Origin of the sequence: Micromonospora matsumotoense (assembly GCF_900091525.1) — a bacterium.
GTDB classification, from domain to species: domain Bacteria; phylum Actinomycetota; class Actinomycetes; order Mycobacteriales; family Micromonosporaceae; genus Micromonospora; species Micromonospora matsumotoensis.
Window position 1 is genome coordinate 112129 of record NZ_FMCU01000018.1, and the last position, 25493, is coordinate 137621.

Genomic DNA, 25493 nt, shown 5'->3' on the forward strand with positions numbered 1-25493 from the left:
TGACCCACAGGCATACCGCTCTCGCGCGGTACTGACACCCGGCGACCTCACCCACCGTGACGGACGCCGGGGTGCCCGCACCGGAGATGAGCGCCATGACCGATCCGACCGTGATCCACCTGCGCCGGGGCCGCACCAGCCTGGTGCTCGACGCGCGCGGCCCGGGGCTGCCCCGGGTCGTCCACTGGGGGGCCGACCTCGGCCCGGTGCCCGCCGACGACCTGCCGGCCCTGGTCGACGCCACCGTGCCGCCGGTGGTGCCGAGCAGCTTCGACGCGCCGACCGTGCTGTCCCTGCTGCCCGAGGCGAGCGCCGGCTGGAGCGGCCGGCCCGGACTCGCCGGCCACCGCGCCGGCCGGGACTGGACCACCGCCTTCCACCTCGACAGCCTCGACGTCGACGACGTGGGCGGGCACAGCGGAAACGATGGGAGCCCGGCCGGGCACAGCGGGGACCCGGGTGGCGAAGGGCGTGGTCGGCGGGGCGACGCCGGGCGGGGGCGTGGCGACGCCGGGGCCCCGGTGCGCGTACCTCATGGGGAGCAGGAGCACGACGGGGATGGGGCGGCGCGGGTGACCGTGCGGGCGACGGACCCGGGCGCGGGGTTGACCCTGACCGTCGAGATCACCCTCGACCCGGTCGGGCTGCTGACCCTGCGGCACCGGCTGCGCAACGACGCCGACCAACCCTACGAGGTACGCAAGCTGACGCCGGTGCTGCCCGTGCCGCCGGTCGCCACCGAACTGCTCGACCTGACCGGGCGCTGGTGCCGCGAACGCGCGCCGCAACGGCACCCGTGGCCGCAGGGCGCCTGGGTCCGCGAGGGCCGACACGGCCGCACCGGGCACGACGCCACCCTGCTGCTGGTCGCCGGCACCGCCGGATTCGGTTTCGGCCACGGCGAGGTGTGGGCGGTGCACACCGCGTGGAGCGGCGACCACGTGACCGCCGCCGAGCGCCGCCCGACCGGCGAGTCCACCCTGAGCGGCGGGGAACTGCTCGCCCCGGGTGAGATCGTCCTCGGCCCCGGCGACGAGTACGCCACCCCGCTGCTCTGCGCGGTGCACTCCACCGCCGGGCTGGACGGGCTCAGCGACGTGCTGCACACCCACCTGCGGGCCCGGCCAGAGCACCCCCGCACCCCGCGCCCGGTCACCCTCAACGTGTGGGAGGCGGTCTACTTCGACCACGACCTGGACCGGCTGCGGACCCTCGCCGACCGGGCCGCCGAGGTGGGGGTCGAACGGTTCGTCCTCGACGACGGCTGGTTCACCGGCCGCCGGCACGACCGGGCGGGCCTGGGCGACTGGCAGGTCGACGCCGACGTCTGGCCGGCCGGCCTGGGACCGCTCATCGACCACGTCCGTGGGCACGGCATGCAGTTCGGGCTCTGGGTCGAACCGGAGATGGTCAACCCCGACTCCGACCTGTTCCGCGCCCACCCCGACTGGGTGCTCACCGCGCCCGGCCGGCTCCCCCTGCCGTGGCGGCACCAGCAGGTGCTGGACCTGGCCCACCCGGCGGCGTACGCACACCTGCTCGGCCGGCTCGACGCGCTGCTGACCGGACACCCCGGGATCGGCTACCTCAAGTGGGACCACAACCGGGACCTCACCGAGGCCGGGCACGCCGGTCGGCCCGGGGTGCACGCGCAGACCCTGGCGGCCTACCGGCTCTTCGACGAGCTGCGCGCCCGGCACCCGCACCTGGAGATCGAGAGCTGCTCGTCCGGCGGGGCCCGGGTCGACCTGGAGATCCTGCGACGCACCGACCGGGTCTGGGCCAGCGACTGCAACGACGCCCTGGAACGGCTGTCGATCCAACGCTGGACCGGCCTGCTGCTGCCCCCGGAACTGGTCGGCACGCACATCGGCCCGGAGCGCTCGCACACCACCGGCCGGGTGCACACCCTGGGCTTCCGGGCGGTCACCGCGCTCTTCGGCCACCACGGCATCGAGTGGGACATCGTCGCGATCAGCGCCGAGGAGCGGGCCGAGCTGACCGCCTGGGTGGCCCTGCACAAACGGCTCCGGCCGCTGCTGCACACCGGCCGGGTGATCAGGATCGACCACCCGGACCCGGCCGTCCAGGCGCACGGCGTGGTCGCCCACGACCACTCCCGGGCGGTGTACGCGGTGTCCCGGCTGGCCACCTCCGGCACGCAGACCCCCGGCCCGGTCCGCCTGCCCGGCCTCGACCCGACCCGCCGGTACGCCGTCCGCCCGGCCGAGGGGGTGCCGGAGCCGGCGGCGATGCAGATCACCGCACCCCGCTGGCTGCCCACCGTGACGCTGAGCGGATCGGTGCTGGCGACGGTGGGCCTGCAACTGCCGGCCCTGCACCCGGAACAGGCCCTGCTCCTGGAGGTCGACGCGGCCGACTAGACGAACATGGCCACACCGCACAGCCCGGCTCGGGCGCAGTGCCCCGGTCGGCCCACGGCACGGCCGGCACAGGCAGCACGGCCGGACCGCTCGGCGCGCTCAAGCGGCCCCCGAGGCGCTTGATCCACTCAATGGGGGCGATGTGGTGGTATCCGAGACAGGTCGATACCGCCACATCGCCCCCGTTGCGGCGACCACGAACGCACCCGGCGGCACGGACCGAGGCGGGCCGGCGGGGCGGGAACGGGCGGGGGCCGGGGCCCGCGGGGACCCGGCCACCGGTGGAGCGGTTGTGCTCAGCTCGCGGTGCAGGTCACCGTGGGCGTCGGGTTCACGCTGTTCCCGCTGCCGAGGAAGCCGAAGGCGGCGCTGGCCCCGGCCCCGAGCCGGCCGTTGTAGTCGACGTTGCGGGCGGTCACCGTGCTACCGCTGCTGCTCAGCGTCGCGTTCCACGACTGGCTGACGGTCTGGCCGTTGGCGAAGGTCCACTTCGTCGTCCAGCCGTTGATGGCCGCGCTGCCGGCGGTCACCCTGACCTCGCCCTGGAAGCCGCCCTGCCACGAACCGATGGTCGTGTAGGTCGCGGTACACCCACCGGTCGCGGGCGGGGTCGTGGTCGGCGGGGTGGTGGGAGGCGTGGTGGGTGGGGTGGTCGGTGGGGTGGTGGGTGGGGTGGTCGGTGGGGTCGTCGGGGTGGTGCCGGAGTAGACCGACGCCTCCTTCGAGGTCGACTTGATGCCGTTGACGCCGTTGAAGATCCGCTGGCCCCAGGTGGTCAGGGCGGCCGGGTTGAAGTTGGTGGTCATGTCGAGGTATTCGACGCCGCCACCGTTGCCGCTCCACGACCAGCCGAGGTAGCCGATCCCGTTGGCCTGGGTGTACGACAGGATGGTGTCCTCGTCGGGGTTGCCGTCGGAGTGGTCGAAGCCGAACTCGCCGACCACGATGGGCAGCTTGGCGGTGCGGAACCGGCCCAGGTAGTCGCTGATCTCGGCGGCGGTGTCGAAGACGCCGTACATGTGGATCGAGAAGACGGTGTTCTTCTGCGGGTCGGCGGCGAACACCCCGGCCGCGTTGTCGCGCATGGTGAACGACCAGTCCTGACCCCAGTTCGGCGCGTCCACCATGATCGTGTGGGCGAGCCCGCCGGCCCGCAGCCGCTTGATCGCGTTGGCGTTGTCGGTGGCCCAGGTGGCGTAACCCTGGTTGCCGTACGGCTCGTTGCCGATGTTGACGATGACGTACCGCTCCTGGCCCTGCAGGGCGCTGGCGATGCTCAGCCAGTAGTCGACCGCCCGGTCCAGGGTGATCGCCCCGGCCTGCTCGCCGTAGCCGGTGGTGTCGTGCACCTCCAGCACGCAGATCAGCTTGTTGGCCTTGCAGAGCGAGATGACGTTGCTGACGTCGGCGGCGGTGTTCTTGGTCCAACGGTCACCACTGGCCAGCACCACCCGCACGGTGTTCGCGCCGAGCGCCTTGATGTCGGCGAAGGAGGTGGTCTGCTGCGGATACCAGGTGTGGGCGTGGTTGACGCCCCGCATGATGAACTCGGTGCCGTTGGCGTCGTAGAGCTTGCCACCGGAGACCGAGAAGCCGGCGGCGGCCTGAGCCGGCTGCCCGAAGGCGAAGACGGCGGCGAGGACGGTGAGCAGGGCGACGCCGGCGACGGAAAGTCGCTTCTTCATGGGTTTCCTCAGGAAGGGTCGACCCCGTTGCCCTGGCGGGGTGCCGATGCTGGTGACGGTGGCGCTCGGCTGCAGCCCGACAGCCGCCGCCGGAACTCCCTGGCCGCGTGCGGATCAGCGTATGCCGATGGGGTCGGGAAGGCAACCGGTTAAGTTACTCAGCCGTTTTCCACCGACCCTGTGGCGACCCACACCGACCATGGGCCGCCACAGGGGGCGGTCATCCCCACCACAGGATGTGACACCACCAGCCTGAACCGGTTAAGCCGGACCTTAGACGCCCCTCGCGGGACCGTCAAGAGGCACCCCGTCGGGCGGGCCGGCCGCACATCCGAGGTTGACCGGCACCGGGCAGGGGTATCCGGTGACGATCGTCGCCCGGAAGGAGAAACCAGGATGGTCCGCGTCGGCTACACCCTGATGTGCGAACAGACCGGCCCGAAGCAGTTGGTCGACCACGCGGTACGGGCGGAGGCAGCCGGCTTCGACCAGCTGGTCATGTCCGACCACTACTACCCGTGGCTCGACGCGCAGGGCCACTCCCCGTACGCCTGGTCGGTGCTGGGCGCGGTCGCCCACGCCACCAGCCGGGCCGAGCTGATGTCCTTCGTGACCTGCCCGATCCGCCGCTACCACCCGGCGGTGGTGGCGCAGAAGGCCAGCACGATCGGGGTGCTCTCCGACGGGCGGTTCACCCTCGGCCTCGGCGCCGGGGAGAACCTCAACGAACACGTGGTCGGCGGCTGGCCGCACGTGCAGCAGCGGCACGAGATGTTCTCCGAGGCGCTCCAGATCATCCGTCCGCTGCTCAACGGCGAGACACTGACCTTCTCCGGCAACCACTTCGACGTCCCCGACGCCTACGTCTGGGACCGTCCGGAACGCCCCGTGCCGATGGCCGTCGCCGCGTCCGGGCCGTCCTCGGCCGCGCTGGCCGCCGAGTACGCCGACGGCATCGTCGCCACCGAACCCGACTCCCGGATCATCCAGCTCTATGACGACGCGGGCGGCGTCGGACAGCCCCGCTACGGCCAGGTGGCCATCTGCTACGGCCCCGACGAGGCCGAGTGCCGCAAGATCGTGCACGACCAGTTCCGCTGGTTCGGCAACGGTTGGAAGGTCAACGCCGACCTGCCCGACCCGGACGCCTTCGCCGCCGCCACCCAGTTCGTCCGGGAGGAGGACGTCGCCGACGGCATCCCCTGCGGCCCGGACGTCGAGCGGCACGTCGAGGCGTTCCGCGCCTTCGTCGACGCCGGCTTCACGCACGTGGCGGTCCTGCAGGTCGGCGGGGACAGCCAGCCGATGTTCCTCGACTGGGCGCAGGAGAAGTTGCTGCCCCGGCTCCGCGAACTGTGACCTCCGTGGCGGGTCGGAACGGGTCGCGCACCCGTCCCGACCCGCACCCGACCGGCGCCGGCCCCGGCGCATTGCGGCGCGCCCTCGCCGCGCCGCGCCCGACGGCCGGCCTCGGTGGGCACTCGTTCGGCGCGGAGGCGGCCGCCGCGCTCGCCGTGGCCCGCCCCAGGGTGGTCCGGGCACTGGTGCTGGCCGGTCCGACCAGCGATCCGACCGCCCGCTCCCGCCGGGGGCTGGTCGGGCGGTGGCTGGTGGACACCCTGCGGGAGTCGCCCTGGCAGGTGCCGATCCTGTGCCGCGACGTCCTCGACGCCCGGCCGTGGCGGGTCGCCACCACCGTCTCGCACTCGGTACGCCACGCGGTGGAGGCGGACCTGGCCTGGATCACCGCGCCCACCCTCGTGCTCGCCGGGGAACGGGACCCGATCGTGCCGCCCCGGTGGCGTGCCCAGGTCACCCGGTTGGTGCCGGACGCCCGGCTGGTCACCGTGCCCGACGTCGCCCACAACGTGCTCACCACCGCCCCCGGGCCGGTGGCCGAGGCGATCCGCGACCTGCTCGACCCGAACCCGAGAGGGTGAGCCATGCGCTTCGGTAACACCCAGATCCGACCCCTCGGCGGCGGCTTCGGCTGCCTCCTGATGATCCTCTTTTCGGTGCTCGCCTCGATCGCCCTGACCGTCCTGGTCAACCTGCTCCTCTGACGACGGCGGAACCGGATCTGGTGCCGCACCCGACGTCGTGCCCCACCGAGCCGGACGGCAGGAGGACCCCCGAGCAGCGGCTGCCGCACACGCAGCATGGTGGGTACCACTTGCCCGGAGTAGACATGCCTGCTTGTCATATTCATGCCCCGGCGGCATAAGGACGTGCCGAGGTGGTGACTCCGCTCCCCCACCGGACAGAGTGCCCCGCAGGGTGCACCGCGTCGCCGACCGGGGCGGGCCACCCAGGCGCAAAGGCACCAGGATGAGCCCGGCTCGGTGCGATGACCAGCCCGGCTCGGTGCGATGACCGGTGCGGCGGCGTGCGGCCGGCAGGCACTCGCGACGAGCCCGTCAGGCCGGGTCGAGGTCCAGCTCGGCGACGACCGGGTAGTGGTCGGAGGCGTACTCGGTGTCGCCGCCGCGTACCACGTGGAAGTCCCGCAGCCGGGCGGCGAGCGCCGGGGTGCCGAGCAGGTAGTCCAGCCGCATGCCGGAGAACTCGACGCCGCCGCCGTGCCGCGTCGGCGCGGTCAGCCCGGCCTCGACCGGCTCGCCGGCGTGGGTCGGGTCGACCGCCCCGCCGGCACGGGTCGGGTCAGCCAGCCCGGCGGCGCGGGTCCAGAGGTCGACCAGGCCGGCGGCGAGCAGCCGGGCCACCGCCCTGGTCTCCACGGTCCGCCCGTCGCGGCGCAGGTGCCGTCGCCGGTACGCCGCCGGCAGCCGGGCCACCCGGTCGGCGTGCTCGGTGCCCGGGTCGAGGGTGTTCAGGTCACCGGCGACCAGCGCCAGCCCCCCGGGCGCGCGGCGCACCGCCCCGGCGAGCCAGCCGGCCTCGACCCGCCGCCGCAGCCCGGTGTACGGGTCGAGATGCGTGCTGAGCACGATGAGCGGGCCGGCGGCGGTGGCCAGTTCGACCCGCTGCGCCGCGTGGTGGAACGGCCGGCGGACCGGCCCGGCGGAGCGGGTCCGCCAGGGCGGGCGGACCAGCACCGCCACCGGCTGACCGAAGCAGGTGCGGGCCAGGTACGGACGCATCCCCACCCGGTCGGCGAACCCGGCCAGCACCCCCGGCCGGTCGAAACCGCGTAGCTCCTGCACCGCCAGCACGTCGGGGGCCTGCGCGGCGACGACCCGGCACACCAGGTCCCGGCGGTCGGGGCCGGTCCGGTCCCGACCGCCGGTCCTGATGTTCCAGCTCATCATCCGCAGCACGGGCGACGACTCACTCCGGCCGGCCGGCCTTGGCCAGTTCGTCGTCCAACTCGTCGACCTGTTCCGACTCGATCTCGGGTCGGTTGCCCTGGTAGACGTCGGCGTTGGGTCGGATAACCCAGTAGAGCAGGCCGATCCAGAGGCCGCTGAGGATGAGCGCGCCCATGAAGTCGGTCGGGTGGTGCATCCCCCGGTACATCCGGGAGACCGCCACCCCGACCGGCATGATCACGGCCAGCGCCACGAAGAGCCACCGCCACCAGCGGTCGGTGCGGACGAACACGATGATCGCGATGACGAGCCAGAGGCAGGCGGTCGCCGCGATGTGCCCGGACGGGAAGGACGAGGTGGGCATCTGCCCGTCCAGGTTCTCCACCGCCGGGCGGGGCCGGTCCACCACCCGGGCGGAGGCGAGGAAGAGGCTCAGCTCGCCGAAGAGCGCCAGCGCCACGAAGAGCACCGGCCGCCACCGCTTCCAGATGGCCAGCACCAGCGGGCAGAAGACCAGCGAGACGATCAGGATGGCGTGGGTGTCGCCGAACTTGCTCCACCACCAGCTCAGCTCGGTGAGGACGTCGGTGTGCCGGGCGGCGAACCAGCGCGGCACGTCGGTGTCCAGGGTGTCGAAGATGGTGCCCTTGGCGTGGTAGCTGACGTAGGTGCCGAAGCCGTACAGCGCGCCGAAGACGATCACCCAGCCGACCAGCAGCTCGGCGACGGCGGAGCGGGGGTGCTCCAGCACGTGCTCCTCGGCCGGGGCGGGGGTGATCTTGTCAGCGGCCTCCGGCTCCAACCCCTCGCTCAGCGGTGGCACCGGCCGGCCACGCTCACGCCGCCACAGCCGGAAGGCGTACGCGGTGACGCCGAGCCAGGCCGCGCCGAGCAGCCAGCCGCCGAGCACGTCGGAGACGAAGTGCACGCCCAGGGCGATCCGGGTCAACCCGACCAGCGCCACCAGCACGGCGGCGATGGCGATCGCCGGCTTGCGCCACCGGGGCGCCATGGCCGGCAGGAAGACCAGCAGCAACGCCCCGTACGCGACGAACGAGCCGAGCGCGTGTCCGCTGGGGAAGCTGTTGCCCGGGGCGCTGGCGACCGGCACGTCGACCACCGGGCGGAGCCGGCCGACCAGTGCCTTCAACGACGGGTCGAGGATCAGCCCGCCCATCCCGGTCACGATCAGATAGACCGCCAGCCGGGACTGGCGACGGATCAGCAGGGTGACCACCGCGATGGTGACCAGCCAGATCAGCACCGGCCGGCCGCCCAGGTCGGTGACCGCCTGGAGCACGGTGACCAGCGCGTGGTGCGGCGCGACAAGCCCGTTGAACCACTCGGCCGCCTCGTGGTCGGCGTGGTACATCGGGCTCCACTTGAACCGGACGAGCATCAGCAGCAGCCCGAAAGCCACGCCCACGCCGGCAACGGCCAACAGGCCGACGACGCTCCGTTCGGCGAAGTGGCCGAGCGGCCGTCGGGCCGTCGTCTCCTTGACCGCGGTCAACCCGCACCTCCCTGCGTCAACGTGGCGAGGCGCGCTGTACCCGATTCCGCCACCTCGTACACGCCCGTCCGGTGTGGCGGGGTCAGAGTGCGGTCATGTCACCGGTGTCGAGCAGTTCCTGCCGCTCGGCCTCGGGCTCCCACAGGTCCGGCTGGGCCGGCTCCGGAGACCCGATCCGCATCGCCTCCAACTGGGCGGCGAAGGACAACCCGCCGAACAGCGCCATGCCGGTGAGGTTCGCCCACAACAGCAACGCCATCATCCCGGTCAACGCCCCGTACGTCTGGCCGAAGCCGCCGCCGACCTTGACGTACGCGGCGAGCAGCAGGCTGGCCAGCCACCACAGCGCGGTGGCGATGCCGGCGCCGAAGAAGAGCCAGGACAGGCCGGGCTGCTTGCGCCGGGGCGCGTGCCGGAAGATCACCGCCACCGCGACCACGGTCAGCACGAGGCTCAACGGCCACCGCACCACCTCCCAGAGGCCGGCGGCGAGATCACCCCACTCGTAGTGGCGCTGCACCGACTCGCCCATCTCCCCGCCGCCGACCAGGATCAGGAACCCGGCCAACGCGGGCAGGCCGGCGACCACGGCGAGCGCGGCCGCCCGCAGGTACTTCCACAGCGCGGGGCGGTCCCGTTCCACGCCGTAGATCCGGTTCGCGCCGCGCTCGATCTGGGCCATCGTGGTGGTCAACGCCACCAGGCCGGTGAGCAGACCGAGGGTCAGCGCCAACTCGCCGGTGCTCTCGGTGCGGTCGCCGTCTCCGAGGAGATCCTGCACCATCTGCTCACTCTGCCCGGGAGTCAACGCCAGCACGGTGTCGGCGACCACCCGGCCACCCTCCTCGACCCCCAGGTCGCTGATCAGGCCGGTGAGCGCGATCAGGAACGGCACCACGGCGAGGCAGAGTTGCAGGGCGAAGGCCCGGGAGTGGCTGAACCCGTCGCCGTAGCGGAACCGGATGAACGCGTCCCGCAGCAACTGCCAGCCACCGAGTCGGCGCAGCGTCCGCCAGGCGTCGTCGGCGGAGAGTTCGTCCGCCGCCATCAACCGGGTCTCGGGGACGAGCTTGGTGCTACTCACGGCGGGCTTCCTCGACCAGCTTCTCGCCGCGCTGCGCCGCCGCGTCGGCGTCGTACGCCAGGTCGGGGTCATGGGCCGGGCGCGGCACGCAGAGCCAGAGCGACTCGGGTTTGATCTCCGCGGTCAGGGTGCGGCCCGGCGCGATCAGGTCGCCGTCGAGCTGCCGGGGCTGGGCTCGGTTGCTGGTGATGACGACCTTCCTGGCCCGGTGGACCTCCATCCGGGGGACGCTGCCCTGCCGGCGGACCAGCGCCCAGCCCAGGGCGAGCCAGTGCCGCAGGGTACGCGGGGTGAGCACGGCCACGTCGAGCCAGCCGTCGTCGGGCTCGGCCTCGGTGAGCAGGCGGACCCCACCCTGGAGCCGCCCGACGTTGGCGACCAGCACGGAGCGGGCCCGACGGCGCATGGCCGGCCGGCCGTCGATGCGGATGGTGACCCGCATCGGCCGGTCCCGCAGGTGCTTCGCCGCCCCCATCACGTAGGCGGGCCAGCCGATCCGGGCCTTGGTCGTCTCGGAGGTGTCGGCCAGCATCTGCGCGTCGAAGCCCATCCCGGCCATCACCGCGAAGCACCGGTCGTCGACGACGCCGACGTCCAGCCGGCGTCGTCCGCGCTCGACGGCCACCTCCAGGCCGGCGGCCAGGTCGTTGGAGAGCCCCAGGTTGGCGGCGAGCAGGTTGCCGGTGCCCTGCGGCAGCACGGCGAGTTCGACGTCGGTGCCGGCCAGCGCGGTCACGCAGGCCATCACGGTGCCGTCGCCGCCGCAGGCGAAGACCAGTTCGGCGCCCGCCTCGACGGCCTGCGTGGTCTGCCCCCGGCCCGGGTCCTCGGCGGTGGTCTCGTACCAGGTCGGGGCCGGCCAACCGGCGGCGGCGAGCGACTCGTCCACGGTCCGGCGGAACTCGTCGAGATCAGTCACCTTCGTCGGGTTGACCACGACCGCCGAGCGGGGGGCGCGGTCGTCGCCGGTCACCGTACGCTTCTGCTCTGCACCGTCCACGGCGTCAGTGTGCAGCACCCCGGCCGGGTCAGCGACCCGACGACGACCGACGTTGCGTTGACCGCAAACAGGTTTGATCCGGGTCGGGACCGACCCGACCGGTCAGGCCGCCGTCCGCAGCGCCAACTCGACACGTCGGCGCAGATCGTCGAGGTCCACGCCCGCCTCGGTCAGCACCACCGCACCCAGGCCGCCACCCTCGCGGAGCACGCCGAGCAGGAGGTGTTCGGTGCCGATGTGCCGGTGCCGCAGCCGGAGCGCCTCGCGCAGCGCCAACTCCAGCACCTTGCGGGAACGGGGCGAGAAGGGCCCGCCGACCGGCCGGCGCAGCCGCCACCGTCGACGTGGGGCCGGGACCGCCTCGCGCAGGGCGTCCGGGCCGAAGTTGTCCTCGATCCGGGCGACGATGGCCGCGAGGTCGATGCCGATCTCGCGCAGCGCGGCCGCGTCCGCCTCGCCGAGCCCGATCCCGCCGGCACCGACGTGCCGCCGGATCCGGGCGCGCAGGTCGTCGGCGTCGACGCCGGCGGAGGTGAGCACCCGGCTGGCGAGCGCATCGGTGTCGGCCAGGACGGCGAGCAGCAGGTGTTCGGTGCCGACGGGACGTCGCCCGTCGCGCTGGGCCTGTTCGACCGCGCTCCGGACGACGGCGCGGGCCCGATCGGTGAACCGCTCGAACATCATTCCTCCCAGGTTCCTCGGACCGCCGGTCGCCCGGCGTGCTTCTTGTGGACCGCCTGCCGGCTCACCTCGAGCGCGTCGGCGATCTCCTGCCAGGACCAGCCCTGCCGTCGGGCGTTGTCCACCTGGACCACCTCCAGCCGTTCGAGGAGCCGGCGCAGGGCGAGCACCGCGCGCAGGCCGACCCGGGGGTCGGTGCTGCCGGCGGCTGCCGCGAGTTCCGTAGCCTGACTCATGCTGTCAACTTACGTTGACAATCCCGCCCTGTCAACCTCAGTTGACGCAATCGACCTGCGCCGACACGACGCCGGACGCCCCGGTCCGGGCCCGCGACGGTGCTACCGTCCGCTGGTGTTCCGTCGCCGCACCGCCGACCAGCCCGTCGAGGCGGCCCGCCGGCTGCCCGTCGGCCGGATCGAGTGGGAGGTCGCCGGCGGCACCGTGGCCGGCCACCGCTACTCGGCCAACTTCGACGCCCTGCACGTCGACCCGGAGCTGCCGTTCGCGGTGGTCGTCGACGGCATGGGCGAGGGCGAGGGCAGCCGGGTCGCCGGCAGCACCGCGCGGGACACGCTGTGCGAACTGGTCCGCGCCGGCTGGCCCGCCGTCGGCCCCCGCCAACTGCGCGCCGCGATCACCGAGGCCCAGATCCGGGTACGCCGGGCCGGTGCCGCCATCGACGAGCTGGCCGGTTGCACGCTGACCGCGCTGCTCGCCGAGCCCGACGGCGAGCTGGCCTGGATCGTCCAGCTCGGCGACTCCCGGGCCTACCGGCTGCGCGACGGGTTGCTGGAGCTGGTGACCGTGGACCACACGATGGCCTGGCTCGGGGTGCTGCACGGCTGGTGGCCGGCGGACTCCCGGGAGGCCGCCCGGGCCCGCTACCAACTGCTGCGCTATCTCGGCCACCCCGACCGGCCGGACCCGGACCTGCTCGGGGTGCCGCTGCGCCCCGGCGACACCTGGCTGCTCTGCACCGACGGGGTCAGTGACCAGCTCGACTACCACCGCCTACGGGAGCTGCTCGCCGAGCCGGACCCGACCCGGGCGGTACGCGCCCTGCTCGCCGCGACCCTCGCCGAGGGTGGCAGCGACAACGCCACCGCCGTCGTGCTGCGCGTACACCCGGCGACCGGAGGGCGTCCGTCCGACTGATCCGGCTCCACCCGCCGGCCGACGCGACTAGCGTCGGTGGGGACGGCGTGGCCGTGCCGCGCGGGACGCCCGGGAGGTGAACCGGATGACCGGGTCCACGGACGCTCCGGTGGTGGTCGGCGTCGGACCGACGCCGGCGGACCTCGCGGTGGTCCGGCTGGCCGCCCGGGAGGCCGCCGCGCACGGGCGGGAGCTGACCCTGCTGCACGCCTTCAACTGGGAGGCCGCGTTGGCCGGCCCGACGGTGGCCGGCACCCGCGACGCCGCCGAGGAACTGGTCGCCCGCGCCGCCACGGCCGTGAACGAGGTCGCACCAGGGCTGCCGGTCAGCGGTGAGATCGTCGAGGGGGCACCGGTCGGGGTCCTGGTCCGCCGCTCCGGGACGGCGTTCCTGGTGGCCATCGGGGACGGCGGGATGGCCGGCTGCGGCGGCTGCGTACCCGCCGACGCGCCCGCCGTGCAGCTCGCCGCCCGCGCCGGCTGCCCGGTGCTGGTGGTCCGCCCCGAACCACCACCGCCGGGGCCGGTGCTGGTCGGCGTGGACGGCTCACCCAGCTCCCGGGCCGCGCTCGTCTTCGCCTTCGGCTGTGCCGCCCGCCGCCGGGCCCGGGTCATCGCGGTGCGGGTGGTCGAGCCGGGACGACCCGACGACTGCGACGACGTGCTCGACGCGCTGGTCGCCCAGGCCCGCCGGCACCATCCGGACGTGCCGGCGGAGTGCCACACCGTACGCGGCGATCCCGGGGCCGTCCTGGTGGAGCAGTCCCGGTCGGCGCAGCTGGCGCTGGTCGGCGCCCGCGGTGACGAGCCGGGGCGGGGGATGCTGGGCGAGGTGAGCCAGACCCTGCTCTACCACTCGCCGGCACCGGTCATCGTCGTCCGTGGACTGGTTTCCGCCGTTCCGGGCGGGGCATGACGTCCCCAAGGGCCGGGACCAACGGCCCTGATCGATGACCCCGGGAACGCGAAGACTGGGTCTGCCCGGGGCGAAACGACGCTTCCGGGTGCAGAACTCCCCGACCCGCGAGAGGCTTTGGCAGCATGGACACCGCTCTCGACCTGCACAGCCCCCTGACCGACGACGAGCTGCGCCGGCTGGACGCCTACTGGCGGGCGGCGAACTATCTGACCGTCGGGCAGATCTACCTGCTGGACAACCCGCTGCTGCGCGAGCCGCTGGCCCCCGAACACGTCAAGCCCCGGCTGCTCGGCCACTGGGGCACCAGCCCTGGCCTCAACCTGCTCTATGCGCACCTCAACCGGGTCATCGTCAACCGTGACCTGTCGGCCATCTTCGTCACCGGCCCCGGGCACGGCGGCCCCGCGCTGGTCGCCAACACCTGGCTGGAGGGCACCTACAGCGAGCTCTACCACTCGGTAAGCCGCGACGAGACCGGCATGCAGCGGCTGTTCCGCCAGTTCTCCTTCCCCGGCGGCATCCCGAGCCACGTGGCGCCGGAGGTGCCGGGCTCGATCCACGAGGGCGGCGAGCTGGGGTACGCCCTGAGCCACGCCTACGGCGCCGCCTTCGACAACCCGGACCTGCTGGTCGCCTGCGTCATCGGCGACGGTGAGGCCGAGACCGGCCCGTTGGCGGGCAGCTGGCAGTCGTCCGTCTTCCTCAACCCGGCCCGCGACGGCGCGGTGCTGCCCATCCTGCACCTCAACGGTTACAAGATCGCCAACCCGACGGTGCTGGACCGGATCCCCACCGAGGACCTGCTCAACCAGATGCGCGGCCACGGCTACCAGCCGTACCTGGTCGCCGGGGACGACCCGACGCAGGTGCACCAGCTCCTCGCGGCCGCCCTGGACCGGGCCTGCGACGAGATCGCCGAGATCCAGCGGGTGGCCCGCTCCGGCGGCACCGTCGAGCGTCCCCGCTGGCCGATGATCATCCTGCGCACCCCGAAGGGCTGGACCGGCCCGGCTCAGGTCGACGGCAAGCAGGTCGAGGGGACCTTCCGCGCCCACCAGGTGCCGATCGCCGAGGTGCGCGACAACCCGGAGCACCGGGCCGAGCTGGAGCGCTGGCTGCGCAGCTACCGTCCGGAGGAACTCTTCGACGCCACCGGCGCCCCGGTCGCCGAGCTGACCGCACTGCCGCCCCAGGGTGAGCACCGGATGAGCGCCAACCCGGTCACCAACGGCGGGCGGGTGCTGCGGGACCTGACCCTGCCGGACTTCCGCGACTACGCGGTCGACGTCCCCAAGCCGGGCGAGCCGGTGGTCGGCGCAGCCGGGGTGCTCGGCACCTGGGTCCGCGACGTGATCACCGCCAACCCGCAGACCTTCCGGCTGTTCGGCCCGGACGAGGTCGCCTCCAACCGGCTCGGTGCCGCCTTCGAGGTCACCGACCGGGCCTTCGACGGCCGGATCGAGCCCACCGACGACCACCTCTCCCCCGACGGCCGGGTGATGGAGGTGCTCTCCGAGCACCTCTGCGAGGGCTGGCTGGAGGGCTACCTGCTGACCGGTCGGCACGGCATCTTCACCAGCTACGAGGCGTTCATCCACATCGTCGACTCGATGGTCAACCAGCACGCCAAGTGGTTGAAGGTGACCCGGGGCATCCCCTGGCGGGAGCCGATCGCCTCGCTGAACTACCTGCTCTCCAGCCACGTCTGGCGGCAGGACCACAACGGCTTCTCGCACCAGGACCCGGGCTTCATCGACCACGTGGTCAACAAGAAGGCCGAGGTCGTCCGGGTCTATCTGCCGCCGGACGCCAACACCCTGCTCTCCACGATGGACCACTGCCTGCGCAGCCGGCACTACATCAACGTGGTGGTGGCCGGCAAGCAGCCCGCGCCGAACTGGCTGACCATGGACGAGGCGGTCCAGCACTGCCGGCGCGGCCTGGGCATCTGGGACTGGGCCAGCACCGACGAGGGCCAGGAACCGGACGTGGTGCTCGCCTGCGCCGGTGACGTGCCGACCCTGGAGACCCTCGCCGCCGCCGACCTGCTCCACCAGCACCTGCCCGAGCTGAAGGTGCGGGTCGTCAACGTGGTCGACCTGATGCGGCTCCAGCCGTCGTCGGAGCACCCGCACGGCCTGCCGGACAACGAGTTCGACACCATCTTCACCCGCGACAAGCCGATCATCTTCGCCTACCACGGCTACCCGTGGCTGATCCACCGGCTCACCTACCGCCGGGCCAACCACGACAACCTGCACGTGCGCGGCTACAAGGAGGAGGGCACCACCACCACGCCGTTCGACATGGTGATGCTCAACGACCTGGACCGCTTCCACCTGGTCATCGACGTCATCGACCGGGTGCCCGGCCTGGCCGTCCGCGCCGCCCACCTGCGTCAGGAGATGGTCGACACCCGGCAGGCCTGCCGCGACTACACCCGCCGCCACGGCGAGGACGACCCCCGGGTCGCCGAGTGGCGCTGGATCCGGGAGACCCAGCCAGCCCAGTTGGACGGTCAGTGACGCCTTCCGACGCCCGACGTGGACCGGCCGGTGGACCCCGGCCGGTCCCCCACCCGTGACCACCCACCCCCTGATCAGCACCGCATGACCGGCATCCAGGAAAGGACGAGACGATGAACACCGACGAGATCCTGGTCGGCTATGACGGGTCCCCCGACGCGGGCGTCGCCGTGGACTGGGCGCTGGCCGAGGCGCGGCGCAGCGGCCGCCCGGTCCGCCTGGCGTACGTCTTCGAGTGGCTGACCGTCGCCGGTTGGGTCGGCCCCGGGGTGGCCCCCGGGATCTGGCCGGACGACAACGCCCGGCGGCAGGTCGAGGAGCTGGTGCACAAGGCCGCCTCGGACACCACCGCCGCGTGGCCCGGCGTCACCGTGCACGGTGAGGTCTTCGACGGCCCGCCCGCCCTGGTGCTGGAGGAACGCTCCGCCGAGGCCGGTCTGCTGGTGCTCGGCAGCCGGGGCCACGGCGGCTTCACCGGCCTGCTCGCCGGCTCCACGGCGGTGTCGGTGGCCGCCCACGGGCACTGCCCGGTGGTGGTGGTCCGGGAGGCGCAGGCCAAGGCCGAAGGCCCGGTGGTGGTCGGCTTCGACGGCTCCGCGCAGGCCGGCACGGCGCTCGGATTCGCCGTCGAACGGGCCGCCCAGCGGGACGCCCCGCTGCGGGTGCTGCGGGCCTTCGAACCGCCGGACGACCGCTGGCGGCCCTCCGACCCCGACGCCGAGGCCAGACTCGCGGCGGACCGGGCCGAGATCGAGGAAGCCCTCGCCGGATGGCGGGAGACCTTCCCCGAGGTCCCGGTCACGGTGGAGATCGCACCGGCCCGACCGGCCGCCGCGCTGGTCGAGGCGAGCCGGGACGCGCAACTGGTGGTGGTCGGCAGCCGGGGCCGGGGCGGCCTGCGCGGGATGCTCCTCGGCTCCGTCGGCCAGCAGCTCATCCAGCACGCGCACTGCCCGGTCGCCGTCGTCCGCGAACGCTGACCACCCCAACCCCAACCCCGGCCCCACCCGCCCGGCCGACAGGCCGCCCGGCCGACAGGCCGACATGCCGCCCGGCCGACAGGCCGACAGGCCGACAGGCCGACAGGCCGACGGGTCCACGGGTCCACGGGTCCACGGGTCCATTGGTCCACGGGTCCACGGGTCCATTGGTCCACGGGTCCACGGGTCCACGGGTCCACGGGTCCACGGGTCCACGGGTCCACGGGTCCACGGGTCCACGGGAGCATGATCGACTCGATTGGGCCGATGTTGCGGTGACCTGGCGACCTGATACCGCAACATCGACCCAAGCGAGTGGATCAAGGCCGGGATGGGGCCAGGCGGAGTGGCGTCGCAGCGTAGTGTCGACGGCCGGCGGGGCCAGGGGCCAGCGGGGTCGGCAGGTCGGGCCGGGATCGGACGGGGGATCGCGGCGGCCACCGGCGGCTCGGAGCGGGCGGCTCGGAGCGGGCGGCTCAGAGCGGGGCAGCTCAGAGCAGGGCAGCTCAGAGCAGGGCAGCTCAGAGCAGGGCAGCTCAGGCCGGTGCGTCGGGCGGGGCGGATAGGGCGGGGCGGATAGGGCGGGGCGCGCCGGCCAACGCCAGCACGGCGATCACGTCCACCCCGAACCGCTGCCGCCACAGCTGGCGCAGCACCGCCCAGACCGCCGGCACCAACGCCACCAGGGTCACCAGCGCCCAGACCCCGTCGGCCGGGCCACGTCAGCCGGGCCACGTCAGCCGGGCCACGTCGACCGGCGCCCACAGTGCCGCCCCGACCAGCACCGCCCCGGCGAGCAGGGTCAGCGGCGTCCACTCGCGCCAGCGCACCCGGTGCCGGCCGACCGGCCGCTCCGGAACGCACCTCCGCTGTTCCGCGCCCATCTGCGGATCGTCCCTACGGCACTGCGCCGGCGACATCGAACAGGGAAACCACGGGCCGAAATGCCCGTCCGGGCGGGACCTGCCGCCCGTGCCCGGGACGGGGTGGGCGGGGCAGGATGGGACGGTATCCCCGCCCGCGGACCGACCGGGTGGGGCACGATGGGAGAAACGGAAAGGTCGTACCGATGAGCCACCAGACGCCCGCGACGGACCGCCCGCTGACCACCGCGCTCGCGGAGGCAGCCGCGACGGCCGGCCACGCCCCGTCGGTGCACAACACCCAGCCGTGGCGCTGGCGGGTCCTGCCGGACGCGCTCGAACTGCGGGTGGTCCGGGACCGGCAGCTCACCGCCGCCGACCCGGAGGGACGCCTGCTGGCGCTGAGCTGCGGCGCGGCCCTGCACCACGTCCGGGTGGCGTTGGCCGCCGAGGGCTGGACGGCGGTGGTCGAGCGGCTGTCCGACCCGCAGCAGCCGGACCTGCTGGCCCGGTTGACCGGCCTGGACCGTTCCGGGGCCGACCCGGACGCGATGCGCCTGGTGCAGTGCATGCAGGTGCGGCACACCGATCGTCGACCGGTCAGCGACGAGCCGGTGCCCGCCGAGGCGATCGACGACATCACCCGCGCGGCGGACGACGAGGGTTCCCGGTTGCAGATCCTCGACGCCGACCAGGTGATGGAGTTGGCCGCCACCGCCTCGCACGCCGGCACGGTGGAGGCGGAGGACCCGCAGACCCGCGAGGAGTTGCAGTACTGGACCCACCGGGCCGGCACCGGCACCGGCCTGCCGCCGGAGGTGCTGCCCCAGGACCAGCCGCAGACCACCGTCCCGGCCCGCGACTTCGGCAGCCCCGGCAACCTGCCGGTGGGCCCGGGGCACGACAAGGCCGCCGTCTACGGGCTGCTCTACGGCGACGAGGACGAACCGGACAGCTGGCTGCGGGCCGGCGAGGCGCTCTCCGCGCTCTGGCTGACCGCCACCCGGCACGGGGCGTCGGTGGTGCCGCTGTCCGGCGTGGTCGAGGTGCCCGGCACCCGGCAGAAGCTGCGGCAACTGCTCAGTGGGCTCGGTTACCCGTACCTGGTGCTGCGGATCGGGCTCACGGACCCGGCACACGCCGGCCCGCCGCACACCCCGCGGTTGCCCGCCGCGCAGGTGGTGGACACCTCCGCGGTCCGCGACCAGCGGGCCTGACGATCTCGTGTCGTGCGGTCACCGGGCGGTAACATCGCCCGCGTGGCCGCCAGCACCCCGACTCCCCGCAACGAACATCCGACCCCGTCGTTGGGGCTGAGCCCGTTGTCCCGGGTCCGCCTGGACGAGTTACTCCAGGAGATGCTGGACCGGGTCGGCGACGTGGTGACCAGCCGGGAGCGGCTGCGGGCCCTGCTCGACGCGGTGGTCGGCATCGGCACCGACCTCGACCTGCGCAGCACCCTGCAACGGATCGTGCAGGCGGCCTGCGAGCTGGTCGGGGCCCGCTACGGCGCGCTCGGCGTGATCGGGCCCGACCGGCTGCTGCACGACTTCATCACCCACGGCATCGACGCCGAGCTGCACGCCAGGATCGGTGACCTGCCGCACGGGCGGGGGGTGCTCGGCCTGTTGATCGACGAGCCCCGCCCGGTCCGCATGCCGGACATCACCCAGCACCCCCAGTCGTACGGCTTCCCGCCGCACCACCCGCCGATGCACAGCTTCCTCGGCGTGCCGGTACGCATCCGCGACCAGGTCTTCGGCAACCTCTACCTGGCCGAGAAGCAGGGCGCAGCGGAGTTCACCGAGGACGACGAGGAGATCGTCGTGGCGCTGGCCGCAGCCGCCGGGGTGGCCATCGAGAACGCCCGGCTCTACGCACTGGCCCACCGCCGGGAACGCTGGCTGGCCGCCACCGCCGAGATCACCTCGGTGCTGCTCGGCGAGGTGCGTCGTACCGACGCGTTGACCCTGGTGGCCCGGCGGGCCCGGGAGGTCGCCGAGGCGGAGCTGGCGCTGGTGCTGCTCTATGACGAGGACGCCGGCCAGTTCACCGTCGAGGTGGTCGACTCCGCCGACGGTGACGCCGAGGGACTGGTCGGCGCGGTACTGCCGGCCGCCGAGACCAGCTTCGCCGGCTCGGTGACCGAGCGTCGCCGCGAACTGCTCGACAACCTGGCCGAGGCGGCGCCCTGGCCGGTGCCGGTGGTCGCCGGCCCGGCCGTGGTCTCCCCGCTCGCCGCCGCCGACACCCTGCACGGGGTGCTGGTGGTCGCCCACCCGCCCGACTCCGGCCGGGCCGCCGACGCCGACGTCACCCTGCTGGCCAGCTTCGCCGGTCAGGCGGCCCTGGCCATGGAACGGGCCCGGGGCCAGGAGGAACGGGAGCTGCTGGTGGTCCTGGAGGACCGCGAGCGGATCGCCCGGGACCTGCACGACGTGGTGATCCAGCGGCTGTTCGCCACCGGCCTGCAACTACAGAGCGGCGCGATGCACGCCCGGCCCGACGTCGCCAAGCGGATCAACGCGGCCGTCGACGACCTCGACGCCACCATCCGGGACATCCGCCGCACCATCTTCGAGCTGCGTACCCCGATGAGCGCGGCGCTGCGCACCGAGATCCGGGAGGCGATCGACGTGGCCGCCGGGTCGCTCGGCTTCCGCCCCGCCGTGGAGCTGGACGGCCCGCTCGACAGCGCCGTGCCGGAACCGGTCCGCCCCGACCTCACCGCCGTGCTCCGCGAGGCGCTGTCCAACGCGGTACGCCATGCCGAGGCCGACCGGGTCACCGTCGCCGTCCGGGTGGACGCCGGCCGGGTCACCGTGACGGTCACCGACGACGGGGTGGGCTGTGACCCGGCCGCCGCCCGGGGCGGCCTGGTGAACCTGCGGGAGCGCGCCGAGCGCCACGGCGGCGAGTTCGAGGTGCGCCGGGTCCACCCGCACGGCACCCAGCTCTGCTGGTCGGTCCCGCTGCGCGACTGAGCTGGAATCTGGCTGCTCCTGGGCGGCCCGGCGGTTCGCCTGCCGTCGCCCGGCAGCCGGTGGGGCCGGCAGGCCGGTGGGGCCGGCAGGCCGGTGGGGCCGGCAGGCCGGTGGGGCCGGCAGGCCGGTGGGGCCGGCAGGCCGGTGGCCGGTGAGCCGGGTCGCCTCGGGCCACGCCCGGAGGGTCGCTTCCGGCCGTGGCGGCGGCCGATAACGTCGGCCGGTGGGTCAGTGGCGCTGGCCGAGCAGGCGGGTGGCGAGGACGGCGGCCTGGGTGCGGCGTTCCAGGCCCAGCTTGGCCAGCACGCTGGAGACGTAGTTCTTCACCGTCTTCTCGGCCAGGAACATCTTGCCGGCGATCTCCCGGTTGGTCAGCCCCTCCGCCACGTACTCCAGGATGCGGCGCTCCTGCTCGGTGAGACTCTTCAGCTCGCGGGGCTGCTCGACGCCGCTGCGGATGCGCTCCAGCACCCGGGTGGTGATCGCCGGGTCGAGCAGCGACTGCCCGGCCGCGACCCGACGGACCGCGTCCACCAGGTCGGTGCCCCGGATCTGCTTGAGCACGTAACCCGCCGCACCCGCCATGATCGCGGCGAAGAGCGCCTCGTCGTCCTCGTACGAGGTGAGGATCAGCCCTTTGATCGACGAGTCGACCGCCCGGACGTCCCGGCACACGTCGATGCCGTTGCCGTCGGGCAACCGGGCGTCGAGGATCGCCACGTCGGGCCGGAGGGCGGGAATCCGCCGGGCCGCCTCCTGCGCGGAGCCGGACTCGCCGACCACTTCGATGTCGCCGCTGCTCTGCAACAGGTCGGCAAGGCCACGGCGGACGACTTCGTGGTCGTCGAGGAGGAACACCCGGATCATCCCTCGTTTCTACCCGCCCGGACCGGCCCGTGCACGGGCCGAAGGTCCCTAACCTGGGGTATCGCCCCGGGGAGGGCGTCCCGACGGGTCGGGACGTCCGGCCCTGCCCGGCCCACCCTCGGGTGACGGACCGTGGAGGGGAACCACCACCGGGAACCGGGTCGGCGTCGGCCGGCCGGGGCGACGCGTTCCCCGCTCGGGGTGGAGCGGCACGAACCGCCACGGAAGGAGCATGACCATGGGCACCGGGTACACCGAGACGCAACTGCGGGCCGCCGTCGCGGACGCCGTCCGCGCGCCCTCCCTGCACAACACCCAGCCGTGGCGGTTCCGACTGCGTGACGGCGGGATCGAACTGTCGGTCGACCCGGCCCGCCGGTTGCCGGCCACCGACCCGAGCGGTTGGGGCACCCGGATCGCCGGTGGCGCGGCTCTGTTCAACCTGCGGCTGTCCCTGGCCGTGGCGGGCACCCCGGCGACCGTACGGCTGCGACCGTACCCGGCCGACCCGGACGTGCTGGCCCGGCTGGTCCCGGAGCTGCCGCGCCGCCCCACCCCGACCGAGCAGAGCCTGTACGCGGCCATCCCGCGCCGCTTCAGCAACCGGGCGCCGTTCTGGCCCGACCCGGTGCCCGCCGACGCCCGTTGGCGGCTCGGTGAGGCCGCCCGTGCCGAGCAGTGCTGGCTGGAACTGGTGATCGGGGTGAGCGCCGTCAACGCTTTCGCCGAGGTCGCCCGCAGCGCCCACCGGGTGCTCGAACGCGACCCCGCCTACCGGGCCGAACGCGCCGACTGGATCCGCACCGAGCCCGCCCCCGACGGGGTGCCGGCCCGCGCCGGAGGACCGCAGAACGAGCCGCAGGACCTGCTGCCGTCGCGGGGCTTCGGCGGCCTGGACCGGGCCCCCGGCCGCGACTTCGAGCCGGAACCGCTGGTGGCGGTGCTGGGCGCGACCGGCAACACGGTCGTCGACCAGGTGCTCGCCGGGCAGGCATTGCAGCGGGTCCTGCTGACCGCCACCGACGCGGGGCTCGCGGTGTCGCTGCTGTCGCAGCCGATCGAGGTGTCGGGGGCGCGGGAGGCGCTACGGCTGTCGCTGGGGCGTTTCGGCACGCCGCAGATGGTGATGCGCATCGGGTACGGCCAGCCGGGGGTGGCCACGCCGAGGCGGGGCGTGGACGAGGTGCTGGACGTGGCGGTGACCCAGCGCTGACGACCGCTCTCGTCGACCAGTCCGACTGCTCTCCACGGGACGACGGCTTCGGGGGCCCAAGCGGTGATCCTGCGGTTTCACGCTATCCGAGGTATGGGGTGTCGCGTTGCTGGGTGTGGTGGCTCAGGCGGAGACGAACAGTGTCGTGGATCGGGAGGTGGTCGAACTCGGCGGGGTGGACGAAGCGAACCTCCGTGGATTCGTCGCTCAGCGTGATGGTGCCACCGGCGGCATGAGCGAGGTAGACGATGGTGAACTCTTGGCGGATCTCACCATCGGGGTAGGCGATGACGTGGTGGGGGTCGGTGTAGATGCCGAGCAGGCCGGTGATCTCGATGTCGAGGCCGGTCTCTTCCTTGACCTCACGGACGGCGCACTGTTGCAGGGTTTCGCCGATGTCCATGGCACCCCCGGGCAGCGACCAGTTGCCGGAGTCGGTACGCCGTTGCAACAGGACCCGGCCACGCTCGTCGGTGACGAGGGCGGCGGCAGCGGGGACGAGGCTGGTGGCAACAGGCGCGGCGGGGTCGTGGTAGTAGTCGCGCCGGCTGGTCACCGGTTTTCCTTCGGGTAGCGGGTCGTGGTCTGCCAGATCTGTTCGAACTGATCGGCGTGCACGGCGAAGATGCCATGCGGGGACAGTTCGCGCAGATGCAGGGCGGGGTGTTGGTAGCCACGAGACCGATAGAGGTGAGGCGTGACGATCATCTGGTGGTCGAAGCGGAACACCGAGTTGTAGAGATGCACGGTGTGCAACCCGATCTCGACGCCGGCGACATCGTGGAGGGGTTCGCAGAAGTTGAGGGCATTGCGGATTCGGCCCGGTAGCGTGCCGCCGATCTGTTCGAGCGCATCGCGTTCGGCGACGTGAGGACAGTCGGGCTCCGCGAACGCGAGCCGCACCCGGGCACCATCGGTTGCCTTGTCGGCGATGATCTGCATGGTGTTGGGAAGCAGTTCCAGAAGGAACGGGTACGCGTAGCCGAGCAGATCGATCTGCTTCGTGGCACCGGTGAGTAGGGCGGCCCAGACGTGGTGCGGAACGTCGGCGCGATGGGCGTACGCGGCGACGATCTCGGCGGTGGCCTCAGCGCCGGGCGCCTGGTCAGGACGGGTCTGAGGCCACAGGTCGGCTTCAGTTTCCCCGAGGGCATCGGCGATGGCAAGGCGGGTGCGTTGGTGGGGGATGCGGCCGGAGAGCCATCGGGTAACCGTCTTGACGTCGACACCGACGGCGGTGGCGAGGGCGGCCGGGTCAAGGTGAGCGCGGAGCATTGCCGCGCGGAGGCGATGGCTCATCACCCCACGGTAGCGGACATATCAGGACGCACAACGTCCATAGAAGTGTCCAGGCTGATGCCGATCGGGACGTTGGGATGCCCGAGGCTGGCTCGTAGGTTCAGCGGCGGGGCCTCGCCGGCGTGCTTGCGACCAATCGCCGGGCCGGTGGGTGTCAGGGGAAGGGCGCTGGTCCCGACGCGGACGACCGAGGGCGGCACCCTTCCCCTTCCAACAAGTGGGAGAGGTGGTGGGGTGTTTTGTCAGCACATCAACCAACGCGGCCACAATGGAGTTGTGCGGCATGCGGGGTGGCATGGCCGTGTCGAACCCGCAAACGACAGTTCATGGCGGAGTTCACCGGTGCGCGGGTCTCACTGATGCTGCACCTGTCGGCATACCTGATGCAGGCGTGCGAGGACCTGCCCCACACCCCATCGGGGGTGCTGTATGCACGGTTTCTCGCCTGGCCCCGTTCGGCGGCGCAGCGCGCAAAGTAGCGGCACCCCAGCAAAGCCGTTGGTGCAGACATGTCGAACCGGGCGGACCGCCCGGCTCAGGCCCACGATCCCCTAAGGTCGAAGACCTTGGGCTTTTTATCACGTGACAGCAACCGGATGGGCACCGCCAGGACCGTCGGCGCACAACTTGGCGGCACGACCACGCTCCAGGCTGGCGCACAGATGGACGTCGAACCTGTATAGAATTCAACAATGAGCGCCGATTTCGCTAGGGTTCTTCGTGGCTTTATGCAGAACCGTCGACTATCAGCCAGAGCCGTCAGCCGAGCTTCCGGCCGGGCCGAGTCGACCGTCAATCAACTACTTGCGAGCAAACTTCAACCAACGCACGATGTCCTTCGGGACCTCGCGCCTGTATTGCAGCTAGACGCAGCCGACCTATTTGTCATTGCGAACCTTTCCGTAGATTCTGAAATGGCCGCGCGTGAGCCATACCCTGCAACCATAGAAATAGGTCAACTCGTTGCCGCCGCCAGCTTCTTGACCCCCTCAGAGGTTAAGCTATTAGTCCAATCCGCCAAGGCCCTCAGAGGCGAGAACCAAGAGCATCGCGAGGGCACCCCTTAAGGTGC

At 72.7% G+C, this 25493-nt stretch carries 24 protein-coding genes; 12 read left to right on the top strand and 12 right to left on the bottom strand.

Annotation, left to right across the window (positions count from 1 at the left end; genetic code table 11):
* The first annotated feature begins 95 nt into the window (after positions 1-95).
* The gene (locus GA0070216_RS27065) at positions 96-2384 is read left to right on the top strand and encodes an alpha-galactosidase (protein WP_091251930.1); all 2289 of its coding nucleotides are present in this window, start codon (positions 96-98) and stop codon (positions 2382-2384) included.
* 296 nt (positions 2385-2680) lie between these two features.
* Here GA0070216_RS27065 and GA0070216_RS27070 read toward each other — a convergent pair whose 3' ends face one another.
* Positions 2681-4069 carry a cellulase family glycosylhydrolase gene (locus tag GA0070216_RS27070; protein ID WP_091251932.1) on the bottom strand — a complete coding sequence of 463 codons (1389 nt, stop codon included), beginning with the start codon at positions 4067-4069 and terminating at the stop codon, positions 2681-2683.
* A 396-nt stretch (positions 4070-4465) separates the two neighbouring features.
* On the opposite strand from GA0070216_RS27070, the gene GA0070216_RS27075 reads away from it, so the two are divergent.
* Positions 4466-5428, top strand: a complete 963-nt coding sequence (locus GA0070216_RS27075) for a TIGR03557 family F420-dependent LLM class oxidoreductase (RefSeq protein ID WP_091251934.1) — start codon at positions 4466-4468, stop codon at positions 5426-5428.
* A gap of 5 nt (positions 5429-5433) precedes the next feature.
* Entirely contained in the window at positions 5434-6009 is a 576-nt protein-coding gene (locus GA0070216_RS27080; protein ID WP_245722758.1) for an alpha/beta fold hydrolase, read from the top strand.
* 477 nt (positions 6010-6486) lie between these two features.
* On the opposite strand, the gene GA0070216_RS27085 is transcribed toward GA0070216_RS27080, so the two are convergent.
* From GA0070216_RS27085 to GA0070216_RS27110, 6 genes are all read right to left on the bottom strand, one after another.
* The gene (locus tag GA0070216_RS27085) at positions 6487-7335 is read right to left on the bottom strand and encodes an endonuclease/exonuclease/phosphatase family protein (protein ID WP_425413198.1); all 849 of its coding nucleotides are present in this window, start codon (positions 7333-7335) and stop codon (positions 6487-6489) included.
* 22 nt (positions 7336-7357) lie between these two features.
* Positions 7358-8851, bottom strand: coding sequence for a phosphatase PAP2 family protein (locus tag GA0070216_RS27090; RefSeq protein WP_091251938.1), 1494 nt, complete (start codon positions 8849-8851; stop codon positions 7358-7360).
* A gap of 82 nt (positions 8852-8933) precedes the next feature.
* Positions 8934-9935 carry a YihY/virulence factor BrkB family protein gene (locus GA0070216_RS27095; RefSeq protein WP_091251940.1) on the bottom strand — a complete coding sequence of 334 codons (1002 nt, stop codon included), beginning with the start codon at positions 9933-9935 and terminating at the stop codon, positions 8934-8936.
* On the bottom strand, positions 9928-10935 hold the full coding sequence (locus GA0070216_RS27100) for a diacylglycerol/lipid kinase family protein (RefSeq protein WP_091252008.1): 1008 nt from the start codon (positions 10933-10935) through the stop codon (positions 9928-9930). The genes GA0070216_RS27095 and GA0070216_RS27100 overlap by 8 nt, the downstream gene beginning before the upstream one ends.
* 102 nt (positions 10936-11037) lie before the next feature.
* Positions 11038-11616, bottom strand: coding sequence for a Clp protease N-terminal domain-containing protein (locus GA0070216_RS27105; protein WP_091251942.1), 579 nt, complete (start codon positions 11614-11616; stop codon positions 11038-11040).
* Entirely contained in the window at positions 11616-11852 is a 237-nt protein-coding gene (locus tag GA0070216_RS27110; RefSeq protein ID WP_067310060.1) for an HTH domain-containing protein, read from the bottom strand. The genes GA0070216_RS27105 and GA0070216_RS27110 overlap by 1 nt, the downstream gene beginning before the upstream one ends.
* A gap of 115 nt (positions 11853-11967) precedes the next feature.
* Here GA0070216_RS27110 and GA0070216_RS27115 point away from each other — a divergent pair, with 115 nt between their 5' ends.
* From GA0070216_RS27115 to GA0070216_RS27130, 4 genes are all read left to right on the top strand, one after another.
* Positions 11968-12771: a PP2C family protein-serine/threonine phosphatase gene (locus tag GA0070216_RS27115; RefSeq protein WP_091251944.1), complete on the top strand. Its 804-nt coding sequence runs from the start codon at positions 11968-11970 to the stop codon at positions 12769-12771.
* An 85-nt stretch (positions 12772-12856) separates the two neighbouring features.
* Positions 12857-13687 carry a universal stress protein gene (locus GA0070216_RS27120; RefSeq protein WP_091251946.1) on the top strand — a complete coding sequence of 277 codons (831 nt, stop codon included), beginning with the start codon at positions 12857-12859 and terminating at the stop codon, positions 13685-13687.
* Positions 13688-13812: 125 nt separating this feature from the next.
* Positions 13813-16215: a phosphoketolase family protein gene (locus GA0070216_RS27125; protein ID WP_091251948.1), complete on the top strand. Its 2403-nt coding sequence runs from the start codon at positions 13813-13815 to the stop codon at positions 16213-16215.
* 113 nt (positions 16216-16328) lie between these two features.
* A complete protein-coding gene (locus tag GA0070216_RS27130) occupies positions 16329-17195 on the top strand; it encodes a universal stress protein (RefSeq protein ID WP_091251949.1) in 867 nt (288 codons plus the stop codon).
* Between the two features lie 536 nt (positions 17196-17731).
* Here the strand turns inward: GA0070216_RS27130 and GA0070216_RS34745 are convergent.
* Both GA0070216_RS34745 and GA0070216_RS34750 read right to left on the bottom strand, forming a co-directional pair.
* Positions 17732-17878: a hypothetical protein gene (locus tag GA0070216_RS34745; protein ID WP_176739150.1), complete on the bottom strand. Its 147-nt coding sequence runs from the start codon at positions 17876-17878 to the stop codon at positions 17732-17734.
* 39 nt (positions 17879-17917) lie between these two features.
* A complete protein-coding gene (locus tag GA0070216_RS34750; RefSeq protein ID WP_176739151.1) occupies positions 17918-18079 on the bottom strand; it encodes a hypothetical protein in 162 nt (53 codons plus the stop codon).
* Between the two features lie 185 nt (positions 18080-18264).
* On the opposite strand from GA0070216_RS34750, the gene GA0070216_RS27135 reads away from it, so the two are divergent.
* Entirely contained in the window at positions 18265-19275 is a 1011-nt protein-coding gene (locus GA0070216_RS27135) for an Acg family FMN-binding oxidoreductase (RefSeq protein WP_091251951.1), read from the top strand.
* Positions 19276-19371: 96 nt separating this feature from the next.
* Positions 19372-21042, top strand: coding sequence for a sensor histidine kinase (locus tag GA0070216_RS27140; RefSeq protein ID WP_091252009.1), 1671 nt, complete (start codon positions 19372-19374; stop codon positions 21040-21042).
* A 228-nt stretch (positions 21043-21270) separates the two neighbouring features.
* Here the strand turns inward: GA0070216_RS27140 and GA0070216_RS27145 are convergent, their stop codons facing one another.
* On the bottom strand, positions 21271-21909 hold the full coding sequence (locus tag GA0070216_RS27145; RefSeq protein WP_091251953.1) for a response regulator: 639 nt from the start codon (positions 21907-21909) through the stop codon (positions 21271-21273).
* A gap of 238 nt (positions 21910-22147) precedes the next feature.
* On the opposite strand from GA0070216_RS27145, the gene GA0070216_RS27150 reads away from it, so the two are divergent.
* A complete protein-coding gene (locus tag GA0070216_RS27150) occupies positions 22148-23122 on the top strand; it encodes an Acg family FMN-binding oxidoreductase (protein WP_091251955.1) in 975 nt (324 codons plus the stop codon).
* A gap of 82 nt (positions 23123-23204) precedes the next feature.
* On the opposite strand, the gene GA0070216_RS27155 is transcribed toward GA0070216_RS27150, so the two are convergent.
* On the bottom strand, positions 23205-23678 hold the full coding sequence (locus tag GA0070216_RS27155) for an NUDIX domain-containing protein (RefSeq protein ID WP_091251957.1): 474 nt from the start codon (positions 23676-23678) through the stop codon (positions 23205-23207).
* Complete coding sequence (locus GA0070216_RS27160; RefSeq protein WP_245722762.1) at positions 23675-24397, bottom strand: helix-turn-helix domain-containing protein; 723 nt, start codon at positions 24395-24397, stop codon at positions 23675-23677. The genes GA0070216_RS27155 and GA0070216_RS27160 overlap by 4 nt, the downstream gene beginning before the upstream one ends.
* Positions 24398-24660: 263 nt before the next feature.
* On the opposite strand from GA0070216_RS27160, the gene GA0070216_RS27165 reads away from it, so the two are divergent.
* Both GA0070216_RS27165 and GA0070216_RS36695 read left to right on the top strand, forming a co-directional pair.
* Positions 24661-24900, top strand: coding sequence for a flavin reductase (locus GA0070216_RS27165; RefSeq protein ID WP_091251961.1), 240 nt, complete (start codon positions 24661-24663; stop codon positions 24898-24900).
* A 213-nt stretch (positions 24901-25113) separates the two neighbouring features.
* Entirely contained in the window at positions 25114-25488 is a 375-nt protein-coding gene (locus tag GA0070216_RS36695; RefSeq protein ID WP_091251963.1) for a helix-turn-helix domain-containing protein, read from the top strand.
* The last annotated feature ends 5 nt before the right edge of the window (positions 25489-25493 follow it).